The sequence below is a fragment of the Billgrantia desiderata genome (genome assembly GCF_900108215.1).
Classification (GTDB): Bacteria; Pseudomonadota; Gammaproteobacteria; order Pseudomonadales; family Halomonadaceae; genus Halomonas; species Halomonas desiderata.
In genome coordinates, this window is the sequence record NZ_FNVC01000008.1 from 118,054 (window position 1) to 139,003 (window position 20,950).

A 20,950-nucleotide genomic window follows, 5' to 3' on the forward strand; every position below is an offset into this window, starting at 1 on the left:
TGGTCGTGGAGTAGGTAGATAGTCTCCCTAGCTTCGACCACGGACGAGCATGCCGCCTTGATATAAATCAATGCTGACTACATGACGGGCACGCCGGTCACCCATACGTGCAGGTGGAAGGCAAACAGGTAGTAGGCAATCACCCCGCCGACCACGGTGATGGCAGTGCCGACGGGGCGCGGCGTCACCGCAGGCGCCGGCTGACGGCGCCTGGCGGCACGGAAGTCGAGTACCGCCCACAGCAGAAAGGCGCCGAAGAAGATGATGTCGCCGAGGCGGCCGTTGGCCAGCAGGTGAGACAAGGCCCACACCTTCACCGCCAGCACCATGGGGTGCCCCAGCTTGGCCTTGATGTGGTTGTTGGGCACGTAGGCCGCCACCAGCAGGATGAAGGCGGGGATCATCAGCAGCGCCACGGCATGCCGCAGGCCCACCGGCGGAAACCACACCCAGATGGGGTCGAGCCGCATGCGCCCGAACCCCCAGATCGCCAGCGCCAGACCGACGATGGAGACGACCGAGAACAGCGCCTTCCAGCGCATCTCCCCCAGGCGGCGAATCTGCTCGCTGCGCCAGTCCTCGGCAAAGATACGAACGGAGTGGGCACCGAGAAAAATCACGAGGCCAAGGATCATCACGAGCATGGGTAGCTTCCTGTGCAAAGCGTATTGGGGCGGCGAGCCTTACGGCTACCGACAATGAAACATGATGCAGCTTAACCATACTGATGGGTTACACCAACTTTCCCAGGCAGAGAAGTCTGCCGTGAACGCCGCCGCCCGCTTGCACCGCGGCCGGGCTGACCTACCTTGAGAGAAGCCATCAAGCGCAAGGATGCCCATGACGACCCCGTCTTTCCACTCGCCCAAGGAGAGGGGCGCTCGCCGCTCGCTGTGGTCTGCCGCACTGGTCGGAGCTGGCGTCATGGCCGGCATCGACGAAATCGTCTTCCACCAGTTGCTGCAGTGGCACCACTTCTTCGACCACGCCACGCCGACCGTCGGCATCGTCTCCGATGGCCTGCTGCATGCAGCGGAGCTGCTCGCCATCGTGATCGGGGCCTCTCTGCTGATCGACCTGGCACAGCGGCGCAGGCTGGCGACGCATTGGGCCTGGGCCGGCTTTTTCCTCGGCATGGGTGGCTTTCAGCTCTTCGACGGCATCGTCAGCCACAAGCTGCTGCGCATCCACCAGATTCGCTACGGGGTCGATCTGTTCTACTACGACCTGATCTGGAACCTCTCCGCCCTGGCGTTGCTGCTGGTAGGCATGTGGCTCTATCGACGAGCCAGACGGCTGGAGCGCTGAGCCATGCATGCGCATACCGACGAGATCACGCTGCTGGCATGGCTACCGCTCGCCCTGGTCGGGTTGATCACCCTGGCCTACCTGCTGGCCGCCAGGCGACAGCGCCAGCGAGGCAACGGCTGGAACCGCTGGCGCAGCGCCTTCTTCCTACTGGGCAGCGCCCTGCTCGCCCAGGCGGTGGCGCCGCCCGTGATGGCCTGGGCGCACCATGATCTGAACGGCCACATGGCGCTGCATCTGGTGATGGGCATGCTGGCCCCGCTGGCCTGGGTGCTGGCGTCTCCCGTGACGCTGCTGCTGCGCTCACTGCCTCAGGCGGCTTCGCGCCGTGTCGCCGGGTGCCTCAGTAGCGGGCCGGTGCGAGTCGTATCGCACCCGCTGAGCGCCCTGCTGCTCAACATTGGCGGCATGTACCTGCTCTACCTCACACCGCTGTATGCCCTCTCGCTGCACAACGCCTTCCTGCATTACTGGGTACACCTGCACTTCCTGGTGGCGGGCTACCTGTTCTGCTGGGCCATCCTGGCGGGACCCGACGCCTCGCCTCACCGGCTGAGCCTGCGCTTTCGTCTGGGGGTGCTGTTCCTCTCCATGGCCGCCCACGCACTGCTCGGCAAGCTGATGTACGGCTATCACTGGCCACGCGGCACCGACCACAGCGTGGCGGAGATCCAGGCCGCCGCGCAGATGATGTACTACGGCGGCGACCTGGCCGAGGTGCTGCTGGCCGTGGCCCTGCTGATCATGTGGCTGCGTACCCCGGTCGAGCGGCGCGAGGCCCTACTGCCTGCTCCGCTGCGATGATCGAAGACGCTGCAATGAGCGGAGACTCCTCGAAAGCTCAGCGCTGCTCTTGTACTGTCTCCAGCGGCCTGAAGGCTGGCCCTTCGATCACCTCGCCGTCGGTATCGAAGCGGCTGCCGTGACAGGGGCAATCCCAGGTGGCCTCGGCGGCATTCCAGTGCACGATGCATTTCATGTGCGGGCAGATCGCCGAGAGCACCTTGAGTTCACCGGTCGTACTGCGGTGGATGGCGAGTTTCTCTCCGTCGACGGTCGCCACCCGCCCCTCTCCCGCCTTGACCTCGCTGAAATCCGCCAGCTTCTCGGTACCCAGGTAGTCCTTGAGCATGTGCTTGGTGACGGTGACGTTCTCCTTGGCGTACTGCAGCGCCGATTTGCCCGGCGTGATGCGACGCGCGCCGAAGCGGGCCTGCCAGGGGTTGTCGTTGCCCTGGATCCGATCGGCAATGATCCTGCCGGCCAGCGTGCCCCAGATCAGGCCGTCGGCACCGAAGCCGGTGGCCATGTAGAGATTGTCGCTGCCGTGCATGCGCCCGATGTAGGGCAGCCCATCGGGCGAGCCGTACTGCTGGGCCGACCATTGATGAGTGAACGCCTCGATATCGAACCGGCTCTGCAGGTACTCGCGCAGCAACTGGTAGTGATCGCCCTGATGCTCGCCGGTCTTGTGCTTCTCGCCGATCACCAGCAGGTATTGCTCGTCGCCATGGCGATAGCTACGCAGCGAGTGGAACGGGTCGAGCAGCCAGATGATGCCTTCGGGATAGTCACCGCTCCTCAGCTTGGCGCATACCGCATATTCGCGGTATACCAGCATGCCGGCCTGAACCAGGCTGATGCCTTTGGGGGTGTGGGTGGCCTGCACGATCTGCCTCGCGGTGACGTTGGCCGCTTCGGTCCTGACCAGGCCCTTGCCGGCATCGATCTCGCGAACCGGGCTGTGCTGATGAATCAACACGCCTTCGCCGATGAGGCGATTGGCCAGTCCCTGGAGATAATGCAGCGGGTTGAACTGGGCCTGGTTGGCGATGCGCAGCCCCCAGCTATCGAACGGCAGCCCGGGGCCGCCGCTCATTTCGGCATCCAGCCCGGCACTGACCAGCGCATCGAGTTCGTCGTTCAGGTTGTGCTGGGTATGCTGACGATCCTCGGTCAGCAGCCGGTAGGCCGGCTGACGCTGGAATTGGCAGTCGATGGCGTAGCGCTCGACCAGCGCCTCGATGTGATCGAGGGCCTCCGCGCGGGCCCGTACCACGTCGGCCGAGACCTGATCGCCCCACTTGCGCCGCAGCGCGGCCTGCCCGGAGGCCAGCGTGGCATACAGGTTGCCGGTGGAACCGCCGGTCACACCGGCTCCCACCCTGCCCGCTTCCAGCACCATGACGCGCTGGCCGGCTTCGACCAGCGCCTGCGCCGTCGTCAGCCCGGTGATACCGGCTCCGACGATGACGACATCCACCTCGATATCTCCGGCAAGCGGCGGGTGTTCGGCCACGTTGCGGCTTCCCAGCGTCCATATCGCATCCATAACGACTCCTTTCGTGGACAACTCGCACTCTGCCCTCAGTTATAGAAGCCCCGGCGTAATAGCGCTAAGGGTTCTACCTGCCCGAGGCGAAGACGTGCCTGGCCATCGGCCGGTTTGCACACCCTCACATATCGTCGCCGAATGGAAATAAAGCCTTGTCTGCGTACCTGCTACGTTAGAAAGGCCGTGAAGGAAGACGGCCACGGAAACGATCCAGAGGAGGAGCCTCATGATGATCAAGGATGCACAGGAACTGTTCATGCGCCTGCTTTCGGAAACCAACAGCGCCGAAAAGCAGATGACCCGCGCGCTACCGAAAATGGCCCGCGCCGCCGATGACGAGAAGCTGGTCGAAGCCTTTCAGCACCACCTCGAGGAGACCCAGGGCCAACTGGAGCGTCTCGAGCAGGCCGCCGACTCCATTCCCGATATCCGCATCAAGCGCCTCAAGAGCCATGCCATGGAGAGCCTGATTCAGGAAGGGGAAGAGCTGATCGACTCCACTGAGAAGGGCCCCGTGCGCGATGCCGGCCTGATCGCCGCGGCCCAGAAGGTGGAGCACTTCGAGATTGCCGCCTACGGCACCCTGTGCGAACTGGCCGAGCAACTGGGCCATACCAAAGCCAAGGAGATCCTGGCCGAGACGCTCAAGGAAGAGAAATCGACCGACGACAAGCTGAGCAAACTGGCCAAGCAGAACATCAACAGAAAGGCTGGCTGAGCACGCCGCTAGGCGAAAGGGAACCGGCCGGCGGCGATACCGGCCGGTTTTTTTATCTGGCGCCCCCGCTGGATGGCGTCACGCCCTCTCCAACTGTTTCACCGCATCCATCAATTCATCGAAGTCCGACACCACCAGATAGCTGAGCTCACCCTCGTCGCTGTCGCTGCCGATGGCATCGAAGAATTTCCGGGCGCACTCGACCTTTGCCCGCTCGATGTCACGCAGCGCCGTCAGCGATGGGCTGCCCTTGGTTTCGACCACGACATGGCGATGGGCACCGCTGCCTTCCCGCAAGCAGATCGCCCAGTCGGGGTTGTAGTCACCCATCGGGGTGGGGATGCGATAGCCGCGCGGAAGCTTGGCATAGACCGTCACGTCCGCGCTGGCCTCCAGCGCCTGGACGAATCTGCGCTCCACCTCGGAGTCGACGATGGCGTAGTCGTAGACGTGCTTGTTCAGCCGGGGCGTGGCACGGGAGAAGTCCTGCCCGCTCTGGGCAGCGGTGAAAATCCCCATGTCATAGCGTTCATCCACGGCGGCATAGGTGAGGTGGCGGACGGTGATCGCCGCCTTCTGCTCGTGAATCAGGCGCGCCGCCTCGGCGATGAAGTGCTCGGGATTGAGCCGATACTGCTCGAAGACGGCGGGAGCAATCCGCTGCAGAATGCCGGCCACGGTTCGGCGCGTGAGCCGAGCGCGCTCGGCCAGCCTGCCGAGCAGGTCGTAGCTGACCTGGGCGGGCGCGGCCTGCGCCCACTCCGTCACACTCTCCATCAGTGAGAAGCCTTCCCCCTGGCGCAGCGTCTCGTCGCTGAGGTCGTCCCGCTGAACGCCCCGCCGCACGCCGTACTGCAAGGAAGTGACCCGCAGCTGACGGTCGAGGGCCTCGGCGCACTGGCGGATCAGGGCGTCGGAGTCGAACTCGACGCGATAGACCGCCTGACGCCCGATGCGCCGCCACAGCGCCTGGAATTCCGCCGTGTCGAAGTTGGCATTGAGTGGATTGGCTTTCGGCTTGCGCCCATCCTCGACCCTGGGCAGCTGCGCCTCGACGAACTCGCAGGGGCGCCCCGTGAGGGTATCGGCGATCTCCCGCTGCAATCCGGTAACGAAATCCTGATAGCTCTCGCTGGCGACCACGGTGAGCACGTTGATCTCGTGCACCACCGCCGGCGCGTCGATCCGCTCGCCCTGCTGGTCGACGCAGAGGCGCAGGCCGCGGCCGACTTCCTGACGGCGGGAGATGCTGTTGTCGCTGTGCTTGAGCATGCACATGACGAAGACGTTGGGGTTGTCCCACCCCTCCCGCAGCGCCGAATGGGAGAAGATGAACCGCGTGGGCTCGGTCAGCGACAGCAGACGCTCCTTGTCCTTGAGGATCAGGTCGTAGGCTTCCACGTCGTCGGATTCGACGCTGCGCGCCCCGACGGCGGGATCCTTCAGCCGGCGGGTTTTCCTGTCGATGGCGAAGTAGCCGCTGTGGGTGGCGGCGACCTCGACGCCTGCCAGGTAGTGGCGATAGGCAGTGTTGTCCAGGGCCAGCTCAGCGAGATACTCGTCCTTGAGCTGCGCGTACTCCTCTTCGAAGATGCGCGCGTACTCGCCCTTTTCGTCGGCCCGGGCGTAGTCGCGGTATTTCGCCACCTCGTCGATGAAGAACAGCGAGAGCACCTTGATACCCTGGGCGAAGAGCTGCTTCTCCTTGTCCAGGTGCGCCTTGATGGTCTCGCGAATCTGGATGCGGCGGATGTCGCTCTCGGCGACGTCTCCCCGCGCCTCACCGGCCTTCACCACCAGGCCGTTGGTGAACTCGACCGTGTCGCGATGACAGTCGATCTCGCTGATGGTGAAGCCGTCGCGATACTGTTCGAGCCCCCCAGAGGCCGCGAACAGATCGTCACCCAGCGCCAGCCGCCGCAGCTTGCGCACGATGGCGCCCGATTCCTGGAGCATCTCCAGCTCGATGCGCGCCACCGGGGCCGACCTGGTGACCTCGATGCCCTCGAGATAGAGATAGGCGTGGGTGCCCGCCAAGCCACGGGTCTGAATGCCACGCACGGCGATCTTCTTGACCAGTTTCTGCTGGTAGGCATCTAGCGCATCGAGGCGGAAAACCCGGTTGTAGCGGGTTCGGTGGGTAGCCGAATAGCGCAGAATCATCAACGGCTTGAACTGCGGCAGCGCCTCCAGGGTGGCCGCCCCTTCCATCTTCTGCGGCTCGTCGAGAATCAGGATCGGTCGGTTGGCGGCGATCACGTCGATGGGCTTGCGCGACTGGAAGTCGTCCAGCTCGTCGTAGATGCGGCGGTTGTCCTTGCCCCGCGCATTGAACGCCTGGATGTTCATGACCATGACGTTGATGCCGGCGTCCGACGAGAAACTCTCCAGTTCGTGCAGCAGCTTCGAGTTGTAGACGAAGCAGCGTGCCCTCTTGCCGTAGCTCTCGGCGAAATGTTCGGCGGTGATCTCCAGCGACTTGGCCACCCCTTCGCGAATGGCGATGGTGGGCACCATGACGATGAATTTGGACCAGCCATAGCGCTTGTTCAGCTCGAATATCGTCTTGATGTAGCAGTAGGTCTTGCCGGTGCCGGTTTCCATCTCGACATCGAGGTGCACCCCGGTGGCCGCCAGGGCATCGCGCCGGTAGGCCGGCTTGACGGGGACGATCTCGCCCTTGGCATCCAGGGTGGTGAAATCGGTGAGCGACGACGGCACGGGCAGGTTCTGGCGCCGCGCCACCGCTTGCACGTTCGCCAGAAGGCGCGCCTCGTCGATGGCGAAGTCGGCATTGGCGACGACCTCGTCGAAGGCCGGTGAGCGAGCCCCACGCCCCAGCTCGAAGCCGGGCAACCGCTCATCGACCCGGGGTTGACCGGCGAAGCAGTCGACCACGGCCTCGACGGCGCTGGTCTGATAGGGCTGAACTTTAAATCGGATCTTCATGTCGGCTCGCCAGGAGGTGCTCGGGTCGCTGTGAGAGAAGGAAGGCGTAGAAATCTTCCAGGCTTCCGGTCTCGCGGGAGTCGTCGTCGAACAGCACGTAATGTTCGATGGCCTTGCCCACCCGAACCGGCACGGGCTGGTAGCACTGGTTCGGGTCGGGCCGGATGAACACCAGCTTTTCGCTGGGGCGGGCGTAGTGCAGGCAGATCCAGACGTGCTGCTCCGGGTGGTGCTGGGCATAGCTCAGCTTGTCGGGCCTGACCCAGTAGTCCGCCCCTCTTCTCACCTCGGTGCCCGACACTTCCAGGGCGCAGTAGGTCTGCCCCGACTGCTTGCCGCGAATGCTCAGATCGGGCTTGCCCGGCTCCTTCGGGTGCTCGGGAATGAAGTCGTTGGAGTCGGCGCCGAAGCCTTCCACCAGTACCTCGAGGCCCGAGAAGCGCGCCTCGATGATCGTCTTCACCCGCGCGATGCGCACCTTCTCCTTCTTCCAGGCCGCTTCGCCGTAGGCGTGCTTCCAGTGAAACGCCTCCCGACGCTTGATCTCGTCGCAGTCGATCCGCTGGCCCAGCTCGATGCCCAGCGCGGGAAAGGTGCGCTGCCTGACGCTGGTACAGTAGGCGCCGTCGACGAAGAGGCGGTATCGCCCGGCCTTGGCGTCGTAGCGGATCTCGGTCACGACGGGCATCAGAGCACTCTCAGCTCCGTGGCGGGAGAAAACTGCCGCAGCTGCTGCTCCACGTTGATACGCATGGCATCGGAATCGAAGGCGCTGTCGCGCAGTACCAGCCTGCGCGGCTTGTAGCCCGCCAGCTCCTCAATCAGGGCTTCCGTTATCTCCAGGTCGAAGCAGGCCAGCAGCGCATCGTCCGCCACGCGGTACAGCGTCTTGCCCTGCACCTGCGCTCTGGCGATGGGCAGCGTCAGGTCCAGCCCCCAGTCCACCAGCACCTGGAACAGCAGGTCCTCGGCGCTGCGGCCGGGTTTGACGCTGTCCACGGCGTCGAGCAGGTCGCCCTGAGCGAGCGCCTCCGGGCGTTGCCGCAGCTCCTTCATGTTGGTGCTGTCCACCTTCAGCACGCGAAAGCCCACGTCGCGGCGCCACTCGTCATGGCACGGCCCTTCCAGCACCTTGGCCGCCGCTCGCCGTATGCGCTCCCGGGACAGCTCGGCGATGGTGTAAAAGCCGCGCTTGGCCGCCTCGGAGCGCTCGTCGAGCGCCTCCGGCAGCTGCACCAGGATGTAACGGCGGTTGCCGCCGTCGCTGGCGTTGCACTCCATCACCGCCTGGGCGGTGGTGGCGGAGCCGGCGAAGAAGTCCAGCACCAGGGCATCGCGGGAACCACCCTGCTCGATCAGGGCCTTGATCAGATCCACCGGCTTGGGGAACGAGAACAACTTCTCGCCCAGCAGTTCCTTGAGCGCCCGGGTGGCGGCGCTGTTCATCGGCGAGACCAGAGTGCTCTGGCCGTTGCCGGCGCCGGGCCGCTCGATCCACGAGGAGACAGGAATGGTCGGCTTCATCGCCTCCGCGGCGAACCGCTTCAGCATGGGGGTGCCGGTGGCCTGCTTGGGGAAGATCACGCGGCCTTCGGCGATCTTCTGGGCCATGGTCGTACGGCTGTAGGGCCAGTAGCGCCCCTTGGGCGGCCAGAACTCGTTACCGGTGGCGGGGTCGCGAATGGCGTAATGGGTGTCGCCGCCCGGCTTGCCGGCGCTCAGGTTGTCCGAGATCCACGGCCCCCGCGGGTCGTCGTCGGGGTTGGCGTACTTCTCGAAGGTGCGCTCCACGCCCTTCAGTGTCGCCTTCGCCTTGGCGTACACCAGCACGTATTCGTGGTCTTCACTCAGATTGGTGACGGCATCCATGGCGCCGCTGCGGCGCTTCCAGACGAAGCAGCCGAGGAAGTTGCCGCCACCGAAGATCTCCTCGCACAGCTTCTCGAGGTTGGCGCGCTCGTTGTCGTCGATGGAGATGAAGAGGATGCCGCTTTCGGCGAGCAGCTGGCGCGCCAGGCGCAGCCGCGGGTACATCATCGACAGCCAGTCGGAGTGAAAGCGGCCGTTGCTCTGCAGGTTGGCGACCAGCCTGCCGCCCGCCTCGTCCACCTGGCCGCTTCTCACCAGGTACTCGTCCTTGGCCGTGATGAAGCGGTCGTTGTAGATCAGGTCGCTGCCGGTATTGTAGGGCGGGTCGATGTAGATGACGTCGACCTGACCCAAATAGCTCTCGCGGAGCAGCTTCAGGGCATCGAGGTTGTCGCCCTCGATGAACAGATTGCGGGTGTGGGCGAAGTCGACGCTTTCGCGCTCCGCGGGGCGCAGTGCCATGCGGATCGGGGCATTCGCTTCGCGCAGCGCGGCGCGCTTGCCCGGCCAGTCGAGCTGATAGCGCTCCTGCTGCTCGTCGGCTGCCGCGTCACCCAGCGCCTGGCGCAGCAGAGAGAAGTCGATCGTCTGCTGAAGGCGACCATCCCGATCTCGCGTTTCCGTGAGCACGTCCGGCACCAGCTCCGCGATCGTGCGCGCCAGCTCGAGCGACAGGTCGTCGGTCTTCGTCTTGAGTTTTTCGATGCTCATTTCATGCCCAGTCCAGATACGCCATCGGTCTCTGCCCCGCCACCGCCTCGGCCCCGCGATGCTCGGTCGCCTGCGGCCTTGCGACCCACTGGCCAGCGTCGTTGCGGAAGCAGCGGCCCTCATCGGCACGCCGCCAACATACTACCAGCGTTGCCGGCCGGGGGCAGGGCCGAGTCGCCGGGAAAGAGGCCGATTCAATTATGGAAAACATTTCCTGTATACAATTTTTTTAGATACTGTAGACACTAGTCGCGGCCGAGCCCCTCGTTTCATCGCGATGCAATTCGAGCCCTGCCCCGGGGCCGCCAGGAGACAACCGTGAAAAGCCTGAGCCACCTTTCCGTCAAAATGAGCTGGACGCTGGTCCTGCTCGCCTTTCTCTCCCTGCTGATCGCCTTGAGTGCCATGGGGCTCTATGCGGTCAACCACAGCCAGCGCAGCTTCGATACCTTCAGCGCGGTGAACGTCACCCAGCAGGCCGCGCTCAACCGGGCCAACTCGGTACTGCTGAGCACCCGCATCGACATGGCCGAGGTTTACGAAGGACTGCTCGAGCGCTCCAGCAGCACTTTCGATACCGCCCATGACGCCGATATCCAGGCCCAAGCTCAGCATCTCAGCGCACAGCTCGACGAGATGGCCGGTATCTTCGAGCTCTTTCTCGAACTGCCGGTACGAGCCGAGCATGCGGAGCTGATGGGCCCCATCGAAGCCAGCTTCAACGCCCTGCTGGAGAACAGCCTGAGGCCGCAAGCCGAAGCGCTCGCCGGGGGCGATCTGGCCACTTACCAGGCGCTGCGCGAGCGGGCCGCCGCGGAGAACGCCAGCTTCTATCAGGCCGCCGTCGGCTTCTTCCATCGGGTGGAGGCCGAAGGGGCTGCGCGGGCGGAGAACTTCGGCTCGGTGGTAACGACCGCCCAGCGGGTGATCGTCTTCGTCTTACTCGTCGCCCTGGTGGTGATCGGCATCGTCTACCGCGGGGTGAGCGCCAACCTGATCCGGCCGCTGGACCGCATCGTGCAGCACTTCCAGCGCATGGCCAGCGGCGACCTCTCTTCGCCAGTCGAATCCCACGGCAGGAACGAGATCGGCAAGCTCTTCACGGCGCTGGCCACCATGCAGCAGGGCCTCTCGGCCACCGTCGCCACGGTGCGCGACAGCAGCGCGGAGATTCTCGCCAACTCACGTGAGATCGCCAGCGGCAACCGCGACCTGGCAGCCCGTACCGAGCGCCAGTCCGCCTCGCTGACCGAAACCGCCTCGAGCATGGAGGAGATGACCTCCACCATGGAGCGCAACAGCGAAAACGCCTCGCTGGCCAGCGACATGGCGCGTGAGGCGGCCGAGCGGGCCCAGCAGGGTGGCGAGGTGGTGGCCAACGTGGTCACACGGATGCAGGAGATCCGCGACAGCTCCCAGCAGGTCACGGAGATCATCGGCCTGATCGACTCCATCGCCTTCCAGACCAACATCCTGGCCCTCAACGCCTCGGTGGAAGCGGCCCGAGCCGGCGAACACGGCCGCGGCTTTGCCGTGGTGGCCAGCGAAGTGCGCCAGCTCGCCACCCGCAGCGCCGACGCCGCCACCGAGATTCGTCAGCTGATCGAGACCTCCGTGCGTCAGGTCGAAGCCGGCACCCAGCAGGCCGACAGCGCCAGCAGCACCATGGCCTCGATCATGGCCTCGGTGCAGCGCGTGAACGAACTGATGAACGAGATCGCCGTGGCCTCCAACGAGCAGCGCAGTGGCATCGGCGAGGTCAACACCGCGGTCGGCGACATGGATCACACTACCCAGCAGAACGCCGCTCTGGTCCAGCAGGCCAGCCTGGCCGCCAGCCAGCTGCAGGCCGAAGCGCAACGCCTCGACGAAGCCGTCGCCAGGTTCAAGCTGGCTGACATGGCTCAGGAGCCGGCGGATACCGCGGCGGCCCTGCCAGCCGGCCATGCGAGCGATGTGCCGAGGCTGACGGACCAGACCGGATGGGCAACGGCCTGAAGTCCGAATAGAGGCTCGAATAGCAGTACGTGACGCTTGTCGCGGCTCGGATGAGCCGCGACATCTTTTTGTGGCTTGGCTGCACGATGAGGTTGACAGATATCCGTTCCTTTTATAGAACGTTCGTTAAAAGGAACAATCTGAGGCCATCCGCTTGGACAAGCTCTCCCTCGGCACCCTGGGCCAGCATCTGCAGACCCTGCGTCAGGCGCAGGGCTTGTCGCTGTCGCAGCTGGCCGCCGCCGCCGGCATCGCCAAGTCGAACCTGTCTCGCCTCGAGCAGGGCAACGGCAACCCCACCCTGGACACCATCTGGCGCCTGGCGGTGCAGTTGAAGGTGCCCTTCGGCACGCTGGTGGCGCCTATCGCCGTGCCCCTGGGCGAGGACGGCGTGGAGGTTCGCCTGCTCGACCAGGGCAAGGACCACCCTCAGGTCGATGCCTACTGGATGCGCTGCGCACCGCATACCCTGCGCCGCGCCGAGCCTCATACTCCCGGCGCCCGTGAAACGCTCACCCTAATCAGCGGTACGCTGGAGGCCGGCCCGGAAGGCGACACCCGCACGCTCTCGGCGGGTGAGTCCCTCACCTTCGCCGCGGACGGCCCCCACCTTTACCGCACCGGAGATAGCTGGGCCACGCTGCTGCTCAGCGTCGTCTATCACGAGGAACAGAGCTCATGAACCTGCAAGCCGCCTCCTCACCCAGCCGTGCCTGCCTGACCGGCATGAGCGAGGCCGTCCCGCTGCTCGGCGGCTATGTGCCGGTGGCCATCTCCTTCGGGCTGATCGCCACCCAGGCCGGCTTCAGCGCCTGGGAAGCCGTAGCGATCTCGACGCTGATCTATGCCGGTGCCTCGCAGTTCCTGTTCGTCGGCATGGTCGCCGCCGGCGCGCCGCTGTGGCTGGTGGTGGCCATGACGCTGCTGATCAACCTGCGCCATGTGGTCTACGCCCCCAACCTGGCCCCCTGGCTGACACCCAGCCGCCTGTGGCCTTGGTTGATGCACGGCCTCACCGACCAGATCTTCGCCCTGGCCCACGCCCGCCTGCCGCAACTGCCCGCCGCCCAGCGCCTCGGCTGGTACACCGGCGCCGCCCTGCTGGCCTGGTTGAGCTGGATCGGCGGCACGGCGCTGGGCGCCCTGGTCGGCGGCGAGCTGGTCGCGCGCTGGGCCATGATGGGCGAGATCCTGCCCTTCGCCCTGCCCGCGCTCTTCCTGGTGCTGGTGGCACCGCGCTTCACCTCCCGCCGCTGGAGTCTGGCCCTGGGCCTGACCATTCTCAGCGCCCTGCTGCTGACGCTGCTCGGCCTGACCAACGTGGCGATTCCCCTCGCCGCCGTTTGCGGCGCGCTGTGCTTCCAGCTCGTCAAGTTCGGTCACACAGCGGAGAGAAAAGACGCGCAAGGAGAGCGCCATGAGTAACGCCCTGTGGATCGCCGTGCTCGCCTCGGCGGCGGGCACCCTGCTGATACGCCTGCTGCCGCTGGTGTGGATGCAGCGCCGCCTCGCGCGGCAAGCCAGCGACGACCGCCTCGAGGCCATGCCCCAATGGCTGAGCCTACTCGGCCCGCTGATGATCGCCGCCCTGTTCGGCGTGTCGTTGATGCCGGTGACCCCCGATGCCATCTCCTGGCTGGCCACCGCCATCGGCGTTCTGGCGACCCTGGCCGTGTGGTGGTACAAGCGTACCCTGGGCTGGCCGGTGGCCGCGGGCGTGGCGGCGTATGGAGCGGTGATGATGCTGCTCGGGTGAGCGCTGTTACTCTTCTCATTTAGCCAAGACAGCCTTTACCTTGGAGAACGCATGACCCTCACCGCCCAGCCGCGTACTACCGGCACGCGCCGACACCCTGTCGTGACCCGCCGTGCAGGCTCCTGCAGCCTGTTGCTGGCCCTGCTGCTGGTGGCCCTACCGGCGGCAGCCAGCTGCCCCGAGACATCCAGCGCCGACCTTGCCGCCATCAAGGGGATGGGTGAACGCGCGGCCCTGCCCGCCGACCGTGAGGTGATCGTCGACGGCGTGGTGACCGGCGAGTTTCTCGGCCGCGAGCGACTGAATGGCTTCTACTTGCAGCAGGACACGGAGCATGGCCCCGTCGGCCTGTTCGTCTACATGCCTGGCGCCACGCCGAGCGATGGGGCGCTCATTGCACCCGGCACACATCTGCAACTCCACGCCCGTACCGGCGAGTACCGCGGCCAGATCCAGCTGCAGCGGGTCGAGCGGATCGAGACCTGTGCCCGCGATCGACTGCCCGAGCCGCTTGCGGTCGAATGGCCGCTCAGCGAGGAGCAGCTGTCACGCAAGGAAGGGCTGCTGCTGACGTTTCCGCAGACGCTGACCGTCACCGGCAACTACGAGCTTGCCCGCTACGGCTCCTTGAGACTGGCCGCCAACCGCCTGTTCCGCCCCACGAACTCGCCCGGCGAGGCCCAGCAGCGGGACATCCTCGAGCTGGACGACGGCAGCTACCGCGCCTTTCCGGACCCCATTCCCTACCTGGATGCGAATGGCACTCGTCGTGTCGGCAGCACCGTTCAGGGCCTGACCGGCATCCTGACCCACGCCTTCGACGCCTACCGCCTGCACCCGATCATCGAGCCACGCTTCGAGGACGCCAACCCGCGCCCGGAACCGCTGCCGGCGCCGGGAGAACGGCTACGGGTGGCAACCTTCAACGTCGAGAACTATTTCATCAGCCTGGGCCAGCGCGGCGCCACCAACACCGAGGAGCTGGAGCGCCAGCGGGCCAAGCTCGCCGCTGCCATCGAGGGGCTGCAGGCCGATATCCTGGCCCTGGTGGAAGTGGAGAATGACCCGCGCGCCCTGGCCGACCTGGTCGAACAGCTCAGCGAGCGAACCGGCATCCGCTATCGTGCGGTGGGCGGGAATGCCGACCGCGGCAGCGATGCCATCAAGCTCGCCTTGATCTACCGGCCGGACCGGGTAGAGGCCATGAGCGAGCTCTACGCCGACAACGCCTCCACTCATCATCGCCCGCCGCTGGCGGCCTTCTTCCGCAGCGTGGACGGCGGCCCGGACTTCGGCGTCGTTACCGCCCACTACAAGTCCAAGACCGGCTGTCCGTCCCGGGGGGATATCGACCGCGGCCAGGGCTGCTGGAACCAGCGCCGGGTGGAGCAGTCGCAGGCCATGAACGCCTTTCTCGAGCGCCTGGCAACCGCCGAGGGGCACCAGCGCCTGTTGCTGACCGGCGACCTCAACGCCTATGGCGCCGAGGACCCGATCCTCACCCTCACCCGCGAAGGCCTCGTAGACCTGATGGCCCGCGAGCTACCGCCGGAGCGCCGCTACAGCTACGTGTTCCGCGGTGAATCGGGCTACCTGGACCATGCCCTGGCAAGCCCAGAACTGGCCGCGGCAGTGGCAGAGGTGCGGCCGTGGCCCATCAATGCCGATGAACCGCCCTACCTCGGTTACGATGGGCCGGACAACGCAGCGCCCCACTTCCGCCCCGACCCCTTCCGCTCCTCGGACCATGATCCCATCGCGGTGGACCTGAAGTGGCGTTAGCAGAAACAGGGCAGCTGACGCATCCGGCAATGATGGAATGATGCTTTCGATTGCTGGGAAGTGCTCTCTCGTCGTCAATCAGCGACGCCGGCGTCCCAGGTCGATGTCATCACGGGTGGTGGCCGCCCCGGCGGCAGCGCCCAGGCCACCACCGATCACCGCCCCTCTGGTCACGCTGCCGCCTGTCATGGCGGCGGTGCCGGCGCCGGCGGCTGCCCCCAGGCCGGCGCCACTCAGCGCTCGCTCACCGGTGGTGGTACCGCAGCCAGCAAGTCCCAGGGCCAGCACACCGCTCAACAGTCCGATAGATAGCATTCGCATGGCATTTCCCTCTCAACAGGGTCAATTACGACCAATCATCCAGTTTGATTTCTTTGGCAACCAAGCAACCGCCCCGGCTTCGGTATCCACTCGACGCCTTGGCCGGAGCGCAAGTCATCGAAACCGCGCAGCGCAGCATCAGATCGCATGCCATGGAGCCACTGGTTGCCGTTGCGCTGTATCCCTTATACAGCCCCGCGGGGAAGACGGTTCATGGATCGGGTAACGATCCACACTCTTTGAGAATTTCAGGCACTTGAGTATCAAAATGACGACAGCTGATCGCCTCCGGGTGGCGAGCTGTGAGGTGATGGCGAAACGGCTCGGGCGAGCCGCCAACCCGCAATTGGACGCTGACACAACCCGCAATTAGACGGCGGATGAACCCGCAATTGGACGCTAGATGAACTCGCAATTGGACGGTGCTGAACGCTGGTCAAACGGGCCGCGAGCGCAGACCAAGGCCACCGCCGACTCACCAACGCCTATGGCTGAAAGTGTCAGGCTGCGACACCGCACCTACTGGTATACGGATGGAGAAAAGTCCGGTCAGCAATTTCAGCGAGGCCATATCAGGCGCTAACTGACCAGGGCCTGCAAGTTAAGCCGCAGAGGATAGAGGAAGGTAACAAAGAATGGTGGGCCCAGCTGGACTCGAACCAGCGACCAAGGGATTATGAGTCCCCTGCTCTAACCAACTGAGCTATAGGCCCTGCATTGCGCCGCCGTATGATAGCGAAAGCTGGTGGGCGTGGCCAGAGCCTGGGCGGCGGCAAATTCGCGCCGCTGCGCCGGGCACTTCCCGGCGTTTGGCGTGTCTTCTGGGTGAGCCTTTCGCTCCTGGAGACGCACCGCTCATGAAACGCCTTTTCGCTTCTTTCTCGCTGTTGCCGCTGGGCGCCACCGCCCTGCTGTTTGCCCTGCCGCTTTCCGCCTGGGAGCTCGACCCGGAGCGCTCGCGGGTGTCGGCCACCGTGATGCAGATCGCCCCCGACGGCCCCATTCCCCGCCAGCACGAGGTGCGCAGGCTGAGCGGCAGTGCCAGTACGAACGGCACCCTGGAGCTGCCGCTGCGGCTCAACCAGAGCGACGTGGTGGAGCGGCTGGGGCCGTTGCCGCCATGGCTCTCCGGCCTGACCGAGCGGCCCATGGCCACCCTGACCACCCAGTTTCCTCCCGAGCGGCTGGAGCGGCTCGAGGTGGGTGAGTCGCTGGTGGAAACCCTGACGATGACGGTACGTTCAGGAAACAACGTACGCCAGGAGTCGCTGCCGGTACGCTTCACCAAGAAAAGCAGTGCCGAGGTGCAGGTGACCAACGCCGAGCGGGTGGCGCTGGATGGCCAGGCGCTGATGGCGGACCCCACCCTGCGCTCGGTGATGCTGCTGCTCGGTTACGAGCAGATCGGCGATGAGGTACCGGTCAGGCTCGATGCCCTGCTGGTGAGGTAACGGGCATCGGCGGCTGCGTTGTCGCCCAGCCACCTCTGAACTAGATTTGTACTGGACTAGGGTTCGTTAAGCAGTCCGACGTCGAAACGGCTCGACCGGGAGGGTCATCGGAGCCGTTTCGATCCTGAACCATGGGCAGAGGAGGGAGACCGTGCCCGAGTTCGAGCTGGCGACGATCGATCTGGTGATCGTGGGCCTGTACGTGAGCATGATCCTTGCCATCGGCTTTTGGGTAGGCCGTAAGAGCAAGGATTCCGAGAGCTATTTTCTCGCCGGTCGCGGCATGATCTGGCCGCTGGTGGGCTTCAGCCTGGTCTCCGCCAACCTCTCCGGCACTTCCTACATCGGCCTGGCCGGGGCCGGCTACGAAGACGGCATCGCCGTGTGGAACTACGAGTGGATGGCCACGCTGGTGCTGGTGTTCTTCGCACTCTTCATCCTGCCGTTCTACCTGCGCTCCCGCGTCAGCACCATGCCGGAGTTCCTGGCTTGCCGCTACGACAAGCGCTCGCGCTACGCCTTCTCCATCTTCTCGGTGTTCACCGCGCTGTTCATCGACAGTGCCGGCGCGCTGTTCGCCGGCGGTATCGTGCTGAAGCTGCTGTTTCCCGAGGTTCCGCTGGGCATGCTGATCACCGCCATGGCGCTGCTCGGCGGTATCTACGTCATCCTGGGCGGCCTGCGCGCGGTGATGATCACCGATACCATTCAGGCCGTGCTGCTGTACGTGGCGGGCGCAGTGATCTTCTTCATGCTGTTTCGCGAACTGGGCTCCTGGGGCGCCGTTCGGGAAGCGGCGCCGGAAGATGGCTTCACGGTGTTCAAGCCGGCAGACGACGACTTCCTGCCCTGGCCCGGGGTACTCACCGGGGTGCTGTGGCTGGGTTTCTACTACTGGACGACGAACCACATCGTCATGCAGAAGGTGCTCTCGGCCAAGAGCATCGACCATGGCCGCTGGGGCGTGCTGATGGCCGGCTTTCTCCAGCTGCCGCTGCTGTTCCTGCTGATTCTGCCCGGCACCATGGGCCGGGCGCTCTACCCTGACCTGTCCGACTCGGATCTGATCTGGCCGATGCTGGCCTTCGACTTCCTGCCCATCGGCATCCGCGGCCTGGTGCTGGCAGCGCTGGTGGCGGCGCTGATGTCGACCCTCGATTCGGTGCTCAACGGCGCCTCTTCGCTGGTGGTGAACGACTTCGTCAAGACCCACGGCAAGCAGCGCAGTGAAAAGCAGATCCTGCTGATCAGCCGGTCCATGGTGGGTGTGTTCATGGTGGCGGCCGGCCTGTGGGCTCCGGTGATCCTGACCTTCGACGGCATCGTCGAGTACTTCCAGTCGTTCCTGGGCTACGTGACCATGCCGGTGGTGGTGATCTTCCTCGGCGGGCTGTTCTGGTACCGGGCCACGGCGACAGCCGCTTTCTGGACTCTGGTGATTGCCGCGCCGATCGGCCTCGCCGGCTTCCTTGCCGGCGAGATCTTCGAGCTGTATCAGCTGCAGTTCCTTTACGGTGCCGGGGTCATGCTGCTGCTGAGCCTTACCCTGTTCGTCGGCATTACCCTGTTCAGCGAGCCGCCTGAGCGGGAAGCGCTCAAGGAATACGTCTGGTCCCGCGAGGCCTGGCATGAAGAGTCGCGCGAGCTGGCCGACAAGCCGCTGTGGAAGAACTATCGCGTGCTGGCCGGCCTGCTTGCGGTGGTCACCGTGATTTGGGTGGCCCTGTTCATCTAGGGAAACACTGCACAAATGCCTGCGCGAGCGAATCACTGCGTTGCGCGGTGCTCGGAATCCTCACATATACCCCATATGCTCCGGTTCCTGTGCTCCGTGCGCCTTGTGCTTCATCCCGCTCGTCGATTTGCTCAGTGCTTCCCTAGCGCGACGACCGCTCAGCCTAGGCAGAGCCCAGCACCTCGCTCTCCTCCAGCGCCCCGGTCTGCACCCGCCACTGCGCGGCGTAGCGACCGCCGCGCTGGAGCAGCTCGGCATGGCTGCCCTGCTCCACCACCCGCCCGCCGTCGACGACCACGATCTCGTCGGCGTGAACGATGGTGGAGAGCCGGTGGGCGATCATGATCACGGTGCGGCCGTGGCCGATCTTGGCCAGCGAGCGCTGGATAGCCGCCTCGGTTTCGTTGTCCACCGCGCTGGTGGCTTCGTCGAGCACCAGGATCGGCGGGTCCTTGAGCAGCGCCCGGGCCAGGGAAAGCCGCTGGCGCTGGCCACCGGAGAGGCGCACGCCGCGCTCGCCCACGGCGGTATCGAGCCCTTGGGGCAGCGCCTGAATGAACTCCCAGGCTTCGGCAGTGCGCGCCGCTTCGATCACCGCCTCTTCGCTGGCATCGGGCTTGCCGTAGGCGATGTTGTCGCGGATCGAACCCTCGAACAGATAGACGTCCTGACTCACCAGACCGATGGCCTGGCGCAGCGAGGCAAGGCTCACCTCGTCGATCGGCTGGCCGTCGATGCGCACCTCGCCGGCCGAGGGGTCGTAGAAGCGCAGCAGCAGCTTCATCAGGGTCGACTTGCCGGAGCCGGTGGCGCCCACCAGGGCCAGGGTGTTGCCGGCAGGCACGTGCAGGCTGATGCCATCGACGCCGACACCGCTCGCTGCGTAGCGAAAGCTTACGTTATCGAAACTCACCTCGCCGCGCACCGGCTCGGCCAGCGGCTGGCCTTCGTTGTCCTTCACCGTGATCGGCACCGCCAGCAGGTCGAGGATGCGCCGCGTGCTGGCCATGGCGCGTTCGAACAGGTCGATTACCTCGGCGAGGCCCGTGAGCGGCCACAGCAGGCGCTGGGTCAGAAACACCAGCACGCCGTAGGCGCCGACGTTGAGGTCGCCGCGCAGCGCCAGCATGCCGCCCACGGTGAAAGTGGCCAGAAAGCCGGCGAGGATCGCCATGCGGATCACCGGGATGAAGGCGGAGCTGACCCGGATGGCACGGCGGTTGGCTTCTACGTAGGCCTCACTGACCGTGCGCAGCCGCTCGGCCTCACGCGCCTCGCTGGTGAAGCTCTTGATGGTGGCGATGCCGGCCAGGTTGTTGGAGAGCCGGCTGGCGAGATCGCCCACCTTCTCGCGCACGTCGGCGTAGAGCGGGCCGGCCTTGCGCTGGAAGAAGAAGGCGCCCCAGATGATCATCGGGATCGGTGTGAAGGCGAGCAGCGCGATCAAGGGCGAGATGACGAAGAACACCGCGCCCACCGCCACCACGGTGACGCCGACCTGGATCAGCGAGTTGGCGCCGCCGTCCAGGAAGCGTTCGAGCTGGTTGACGTCGTCGTTCATGGTCGCCACCAGTTGGCCCGAGCTCTTCGACTCGAAGTAGGCCATGTCGAGACGCTGGGCGTGCTCGTAGGTGTCCAGGCGCATGTCGGCCTGCAGCCGCTGGGCCAGGTTGCGCCACAGGATCTTGTAGAGATATTCGAAGATGGACTCGCCGGCCCAGATGAAGAAGGTGAGCACGGCGAGCACCAGGATCTGCTCCTGGGGCGTGGTGAAGCCAAGCCGGGCGACGAAGCTGCGCTCCTGGTTGACCACCACGTCGATGGCCACGCCGATGAGGATCTCCGGTGCGATGTCGAAGATCTTGTTGATCACCGAGCAGGTGGTGGCGGCAATGATGCGGCGTCGGTAACCGCGCGCATAGCGCAGCAGACGCACCAGCGCATGGAAGCTGTTGGCAGTAGCGTTGGCGGACATGAGAGATTCCTGACGAACAAGATTCGCAGCTTAACGGTTTCT

Annotated in this window: 17 protein-coding genes and 1 tRNA gene; 10 read left to right on the forward strand and 8 right to left on the reverse strand. The window is 65.2% G+C overall.

What is annotated here, in order from left to right; translation table 11 throughout:
* Nucleotides 1-77 precede the first annotated feature (77 nt).
* Nucleotides 78-644 carry an NnrU family protein gene (locus C4S71_RS09775; protein WP_103969025.1) on the reverse strand — a complete coding sequence of 189 codons (567 nt, stop codon included), beginning with the start codon at nucleotides 642-644 and terminating at the stop codon, nucleotides 78-80.
* A 196-nt stretch (nucleotides 645-840) separates the two neighbouring features.
* Between C4S71_RS09775 and C4S71_RS09780 the strand changes: the two genes are divergently transcribed.
* Nucleotides 841-1,308 (forward strand): DUF2243 domain-containing protein, encoded by a 468-nt coding sequence (locus C4S71_RS09780; RefSeq protein WP_086510907.1) that lies wholly within the window; start codon nucleotides 841-843, stop codon nucleotides 1,306-1,308.
* Between the two features lie 3 nt (nucleotides 1,309-1,311).
* The gene (locus tag C4S71_RS09785) at nucleotides 1,312-2,112 is read left to right on the forward strand and encodes a cytochrome c oxidase assembly protein (RefSeq protein WP_103969026.1); all 801 of its coding nucleotides are present in this window, start codon (nucleotides 1,312-1,314) and stop codon (nucleotides 2,110-2,112) included.
* Between the two features lie 37 nt (nucleotides 2,113-2,149).
* On the opposite strand, the gene C4S71_RS09790 is transcribed toward C4S71_RS09785, so the two are convergent.
* Nucleotides 2,150-3,640, reverse strand: a complete 1,491-nt coding sequence (locus tag C4S71_RS09790; RefSeq protein WP_103969027.1) for an FAD-dependent oxidoreductase — start codon at nucleotides 3,638-3,640, stop codon at nucleotides 2,150-2,152.
* 229 nt (nucleotides 3,641-3,869) lie between these two features.
* Here C4S71_RS09790 and C4S71_RS09795 point away from each other — a divergent pair, with 229 nt between their 5' ends.
* On the forward strand, nucleotides 3,870-4,361 hold the full coding sequence (locus C4S71_RS09795; protein ID WP_010629529.1) for a YciE/YciF ferroxidase family protein: 492 nt from the start codon (nucleotides 3,870-3,872) through the stop codon (nucleotides 4,359-4,361).
* A gap of 78 nt (nucleotides 4,362-4,439) precedes the next feature.
* On the opposite strand, the gene C4S71_RS09800 is transcribed toward C4S71_RS09795, so the two are convergent.
* From C4S71_RS09800 to C4S71_RS09810, 3 genes are read right to left on the reverse strand one after another with little or no spacing between them, the layout of a single operon-like run.
* The gene (locus tag C4S71_RS09800) at nucleotides 4,440-7,310 is read right to left on the reverse strand and encodes a type III restriction-modification system endonuclease (RefSeq protein WP_103969028.1); all 2,871 of its coding nucleotides are present in this window, start codon (nucleotides 7,308-7,310) and stop codon (nucleotides 4,440-4,442) included.
* Nucleotides 7,294-7,998 carry a hypothetical protein gene (locus C4S71_RS09805; protein ID WP_086510903.1) on the reverse strand — a complete coding sequence of 235 codons (705 nt, stop codon included), beginning with the start codon at nucleotides 7,996-7,998 and terminating at the stop codon, nucleotides 7,294-7,296. The genes C4S71_RS09800 and C4S71_RS09805 overlap by 17 nt, the downstream gene beginning before the upstream one ends.
* Nucleotides 7,998-9,890: a site-specific DNA-methyltransferase gene (locus C4S71_RS09810; RefSeq protein ID WP_103969029.1), complete on the reverse strand. Its 1,893-nt coding sequence runs from the start codon at nucleotides 9,888-9,890 to the stop codon at nucleotides 7,998-8,000. Before C4S71_RS09810 ends, C4S71_RS09805 begins: the two co-directional genes overlap by 1 nt.
* A 318-nt stretch (nucleotides 9,891-10,208) precedes the next feature.
* Here C4S71_RS09810 and C4S71_RS09815 point away from each other — a divergent pair, with 318 nt between their 5' ends.
* The 5 genes from C4S71_RS09815 to C4S71_RS09835 all read left to right on the forward strand — a co-directional run bounded on the left by C4S71_RS09815 (nucleotide 10,209) and on the right by C4S71_RS09835 (nucleotide 15,426).
* Nucleotides 10,209-11,888 (forward strand): methyl-accepting chemotaxis protein, encoded by a 1,680-nt coding sequence (locus tag C4S71_RS09815; RefSeq protein ID WP_103969030.1) that lies wholly within the window; start codon nucleotides 10,209-10,211, stop codon nucleotides 11,886-11,888.
* 154 nt (nucleotides 11,889-12,042) lie between these two features.
* Complete coding sequence (locus tag C4S71_RS09820) at nucleotides 12,043-12,570, forward strand: helix-turn-helix domain-containing protein (RefSeq protein WP_086510900.1); 528 nt, start codon at nucleotides 12,043-12,045, stop codon at nucleotides 12,568-12,570.
* Complete coding sequence (locus C4S71_RS09825) at nucleotides 12,567-13,313, forward strand: AzlC family ABC transporter permease (protein WP_103969031.1); 747 nt, start codon at nucleotides 12,567-12,569, stop codon at nucleotides 13,311-13,313. The genes C4S71_RS09820 and C4S71_RS09825 overlap by 4 nt, the downstream gene beginning before the upstream one ends.
* The gene (locus tag C4S71_RS09830; RefSeq protein ID WP_103969032.1) at nucleotides 13,306-13,644 is read left to right on the forward strand and encodes an AzlD domain-containing protein; all 339 of its coding nucleotides are present in this window, start codon (nucleotides 13,306-13,308) and stop codon (nucleotides 13,642-13,644) included. The genes C4S71_RS09825 and C4S71_RS09830 overlap by 8 nt, the downstream gene beginning before the upstream one ends.
* 51 nt (nucleotides 13,645-13,695) lie before the next feature.
* The gene (locus C4S71_RS09835) at nucleotides 13,696-15,426 is read left to right on the forward strand and encodes an ExeM/NucH family extracellular endonuclease (protein ID WP_103969033.1); all 1,731 of its coding nucleotides are present in this window, start codon (nucleotides 13,696-13,698) and stop codon (nucleotides 15,424-15,426) included.
* Between the two features lie 78 nt (nucleotides 15,427-15,504).
* On the opposite strand, the gene C4S71_RS09840 is transcribed toward C4S71_RS09835, so the two are convergent.
* Both C4S71_RS09840 and C4S71_RS09845 read right to left on the reverse strand, forming a co-directional pair.
* Nucleotides 15,505-15,741: a hypothetical protein gene (locus tag C4S71_RS09840; RefSeq protein ID WP_010629537.1), complete on the reverse strand. Its 237-nt coding sequence runs from the start codon at nucleotides 15,739-15,741 to the stop codon at nucleotides 15,505-15,507.
* A gap of 642 nt (nucleotides 15,742-16,383) precedes the next feature.
* A tRNA-Ile gene (locus C4S71_RS09845) sits at nucleotides 16,384-16,460 on the reverse strand.
* A 144-nt stretch (nucleotides 16,461-16,604) separates the two neighbouring features.
* Here C4S71_RS09845 and C4S71_RS09850 point away from each other — a divergent pair.
* On the forward strand, nucleotides 16,605-17,198 hold the full coding sequence (locus C4S71_RS09850; RefSeq protein WP_103969034.1) for a hypothetical protein: 594 nt from the start codon (nucleotides 16,605-16,607) through the stop codon (nucleotides 17,196-17,198).
* 151 nt (nucleotides 17,199-17,349) lie between these two features.
* Nucleotides 17,350-18,933 (forward strand): sodium:solute symporter family transporter, encoded by a 1,584-nt coding sequence (locus C4S71_RS09855; RefSeq protein WP_103969035.1) that lies wholly within the window; start codon nucleotides 17,350-17,352, stop codon nucleotides 18,931-18,933.
* 163 nt (nucleotides 18,934-19,096) lie between these two features.
* Here the strand turns inward: C4S71_RS09855 and C4S71_RS09860 are convergent, their stop codons facing one another.
* Entirely contained in the window at nucleotides 19,097-20,908 is a 1,812-nt protein-coding gene (locus C4S71_RS09860; RefSeq protein WP_086511875.1) for an ABC transporter ATP-binding protein, read from the reverse strand.
* Nucleotides 20,909-20,950: the final 42 nt, after the last annotated feature.

Bases quoted from the DNA above. Each gene is read 5' to 3' on its own strand.
- C4S71_RS09835 (WP_103969033.1), top strand. From the start codon at position 13,696: ATGACCCTCACCGCCCAGCCGCGTACTACCGGCACGCGCCGACACCCT.
- C4S71_RS09840 (WP_010629537.1), bottom strand. From the start codon at position 15,741: ATGCTATCTATCGGACTGTTGAGCGGTGTGCTGGCCCTGGGACTTGCT.
- C4S71_RS09810 (WP_103969029.1), bottom strand. From the start codon at position 9,890: ATGAGCATCGAAAAACTCAAGACGAAGACCGACGACCTGTCGCTCGAG.
- C4S71_RS09800 (WP_103969028.1), bottom strand. From the start codon at position 7,310: ATGAAGATCCGATTTAAAGTTCAGCCCTATCAGACCAGCGCCGTCGAG.
- C4S71_RS09785 (WP_103969026.1), top strand. From the start codon at position 1,312: ATGCATGCGCATACCGACGAGATCACGCTGCTGGCATGGCTACCGCTC.
- C4S71_RS09780 (WP_086510907.1), top strand. From the start codon at position 841: ATGACGACCCCGTCTTTCCACTCGCCCAAGGAGAGGGGCGCTCGCCGC.
- C4S71_RS09805 (WP_086510903.1), bottom strand. From the start codon at position 7,998: ATGCCCGTCGTGACCGAGATCCGCTACGACGCCAAGGCCGGGCGATAC.
- C4S71_RS09850 (WP_103969034.1), top strand. From the start codon at position 16,605: ATGAAACGCCTTTTCGCTTCTTTCTCGCTGTTGCCGCTGGGCGCCACC.
- C4S71_RS09775 (WP_103969025.1), bottom strand. From the start codon at position 644: ATGCTCGTGATGATCCTTGGCCTCGTGATTTTTCTCGGTGCCCACTCC.
- C4S71_RS09825 (WP_103969031.1), top strand. From the start codon at position 12,567: ATGAACCTGCAAGCCGCCTCCTCACCCAGCCGTGCCTGCCTGACCGGC.
- C4S71_RS09860 (WP_086511875.1), bottom strand. From the start codon at position 20,908: ATGTCCGCCAACGCTACTGCCAACAGCTTCCATGCGCTGGTGCGTCTG.
- C4S71_RS09830 (WP_103969032.1), top strand. From the start codon at position 13,306: ATGAGTAACGCCCTGTGGATCGCCGTGCTCGCCTCGGCGGCGGGCACC.
- C4S71_RS09795 (WP_010629529.1), top strand. From the start codon at position 3,870: ATGATGATCAAGGATGCACAGGAACTGTTCATGCGCCTGCTTTCGGAA.
- C4S71_RS09790 (WP_103969027.1), bottom strand. From the start codon at position 3,640: ATGGATGCGATATGGACGCTGGGAAGCCGCAACGTGGCCGAACACCCG.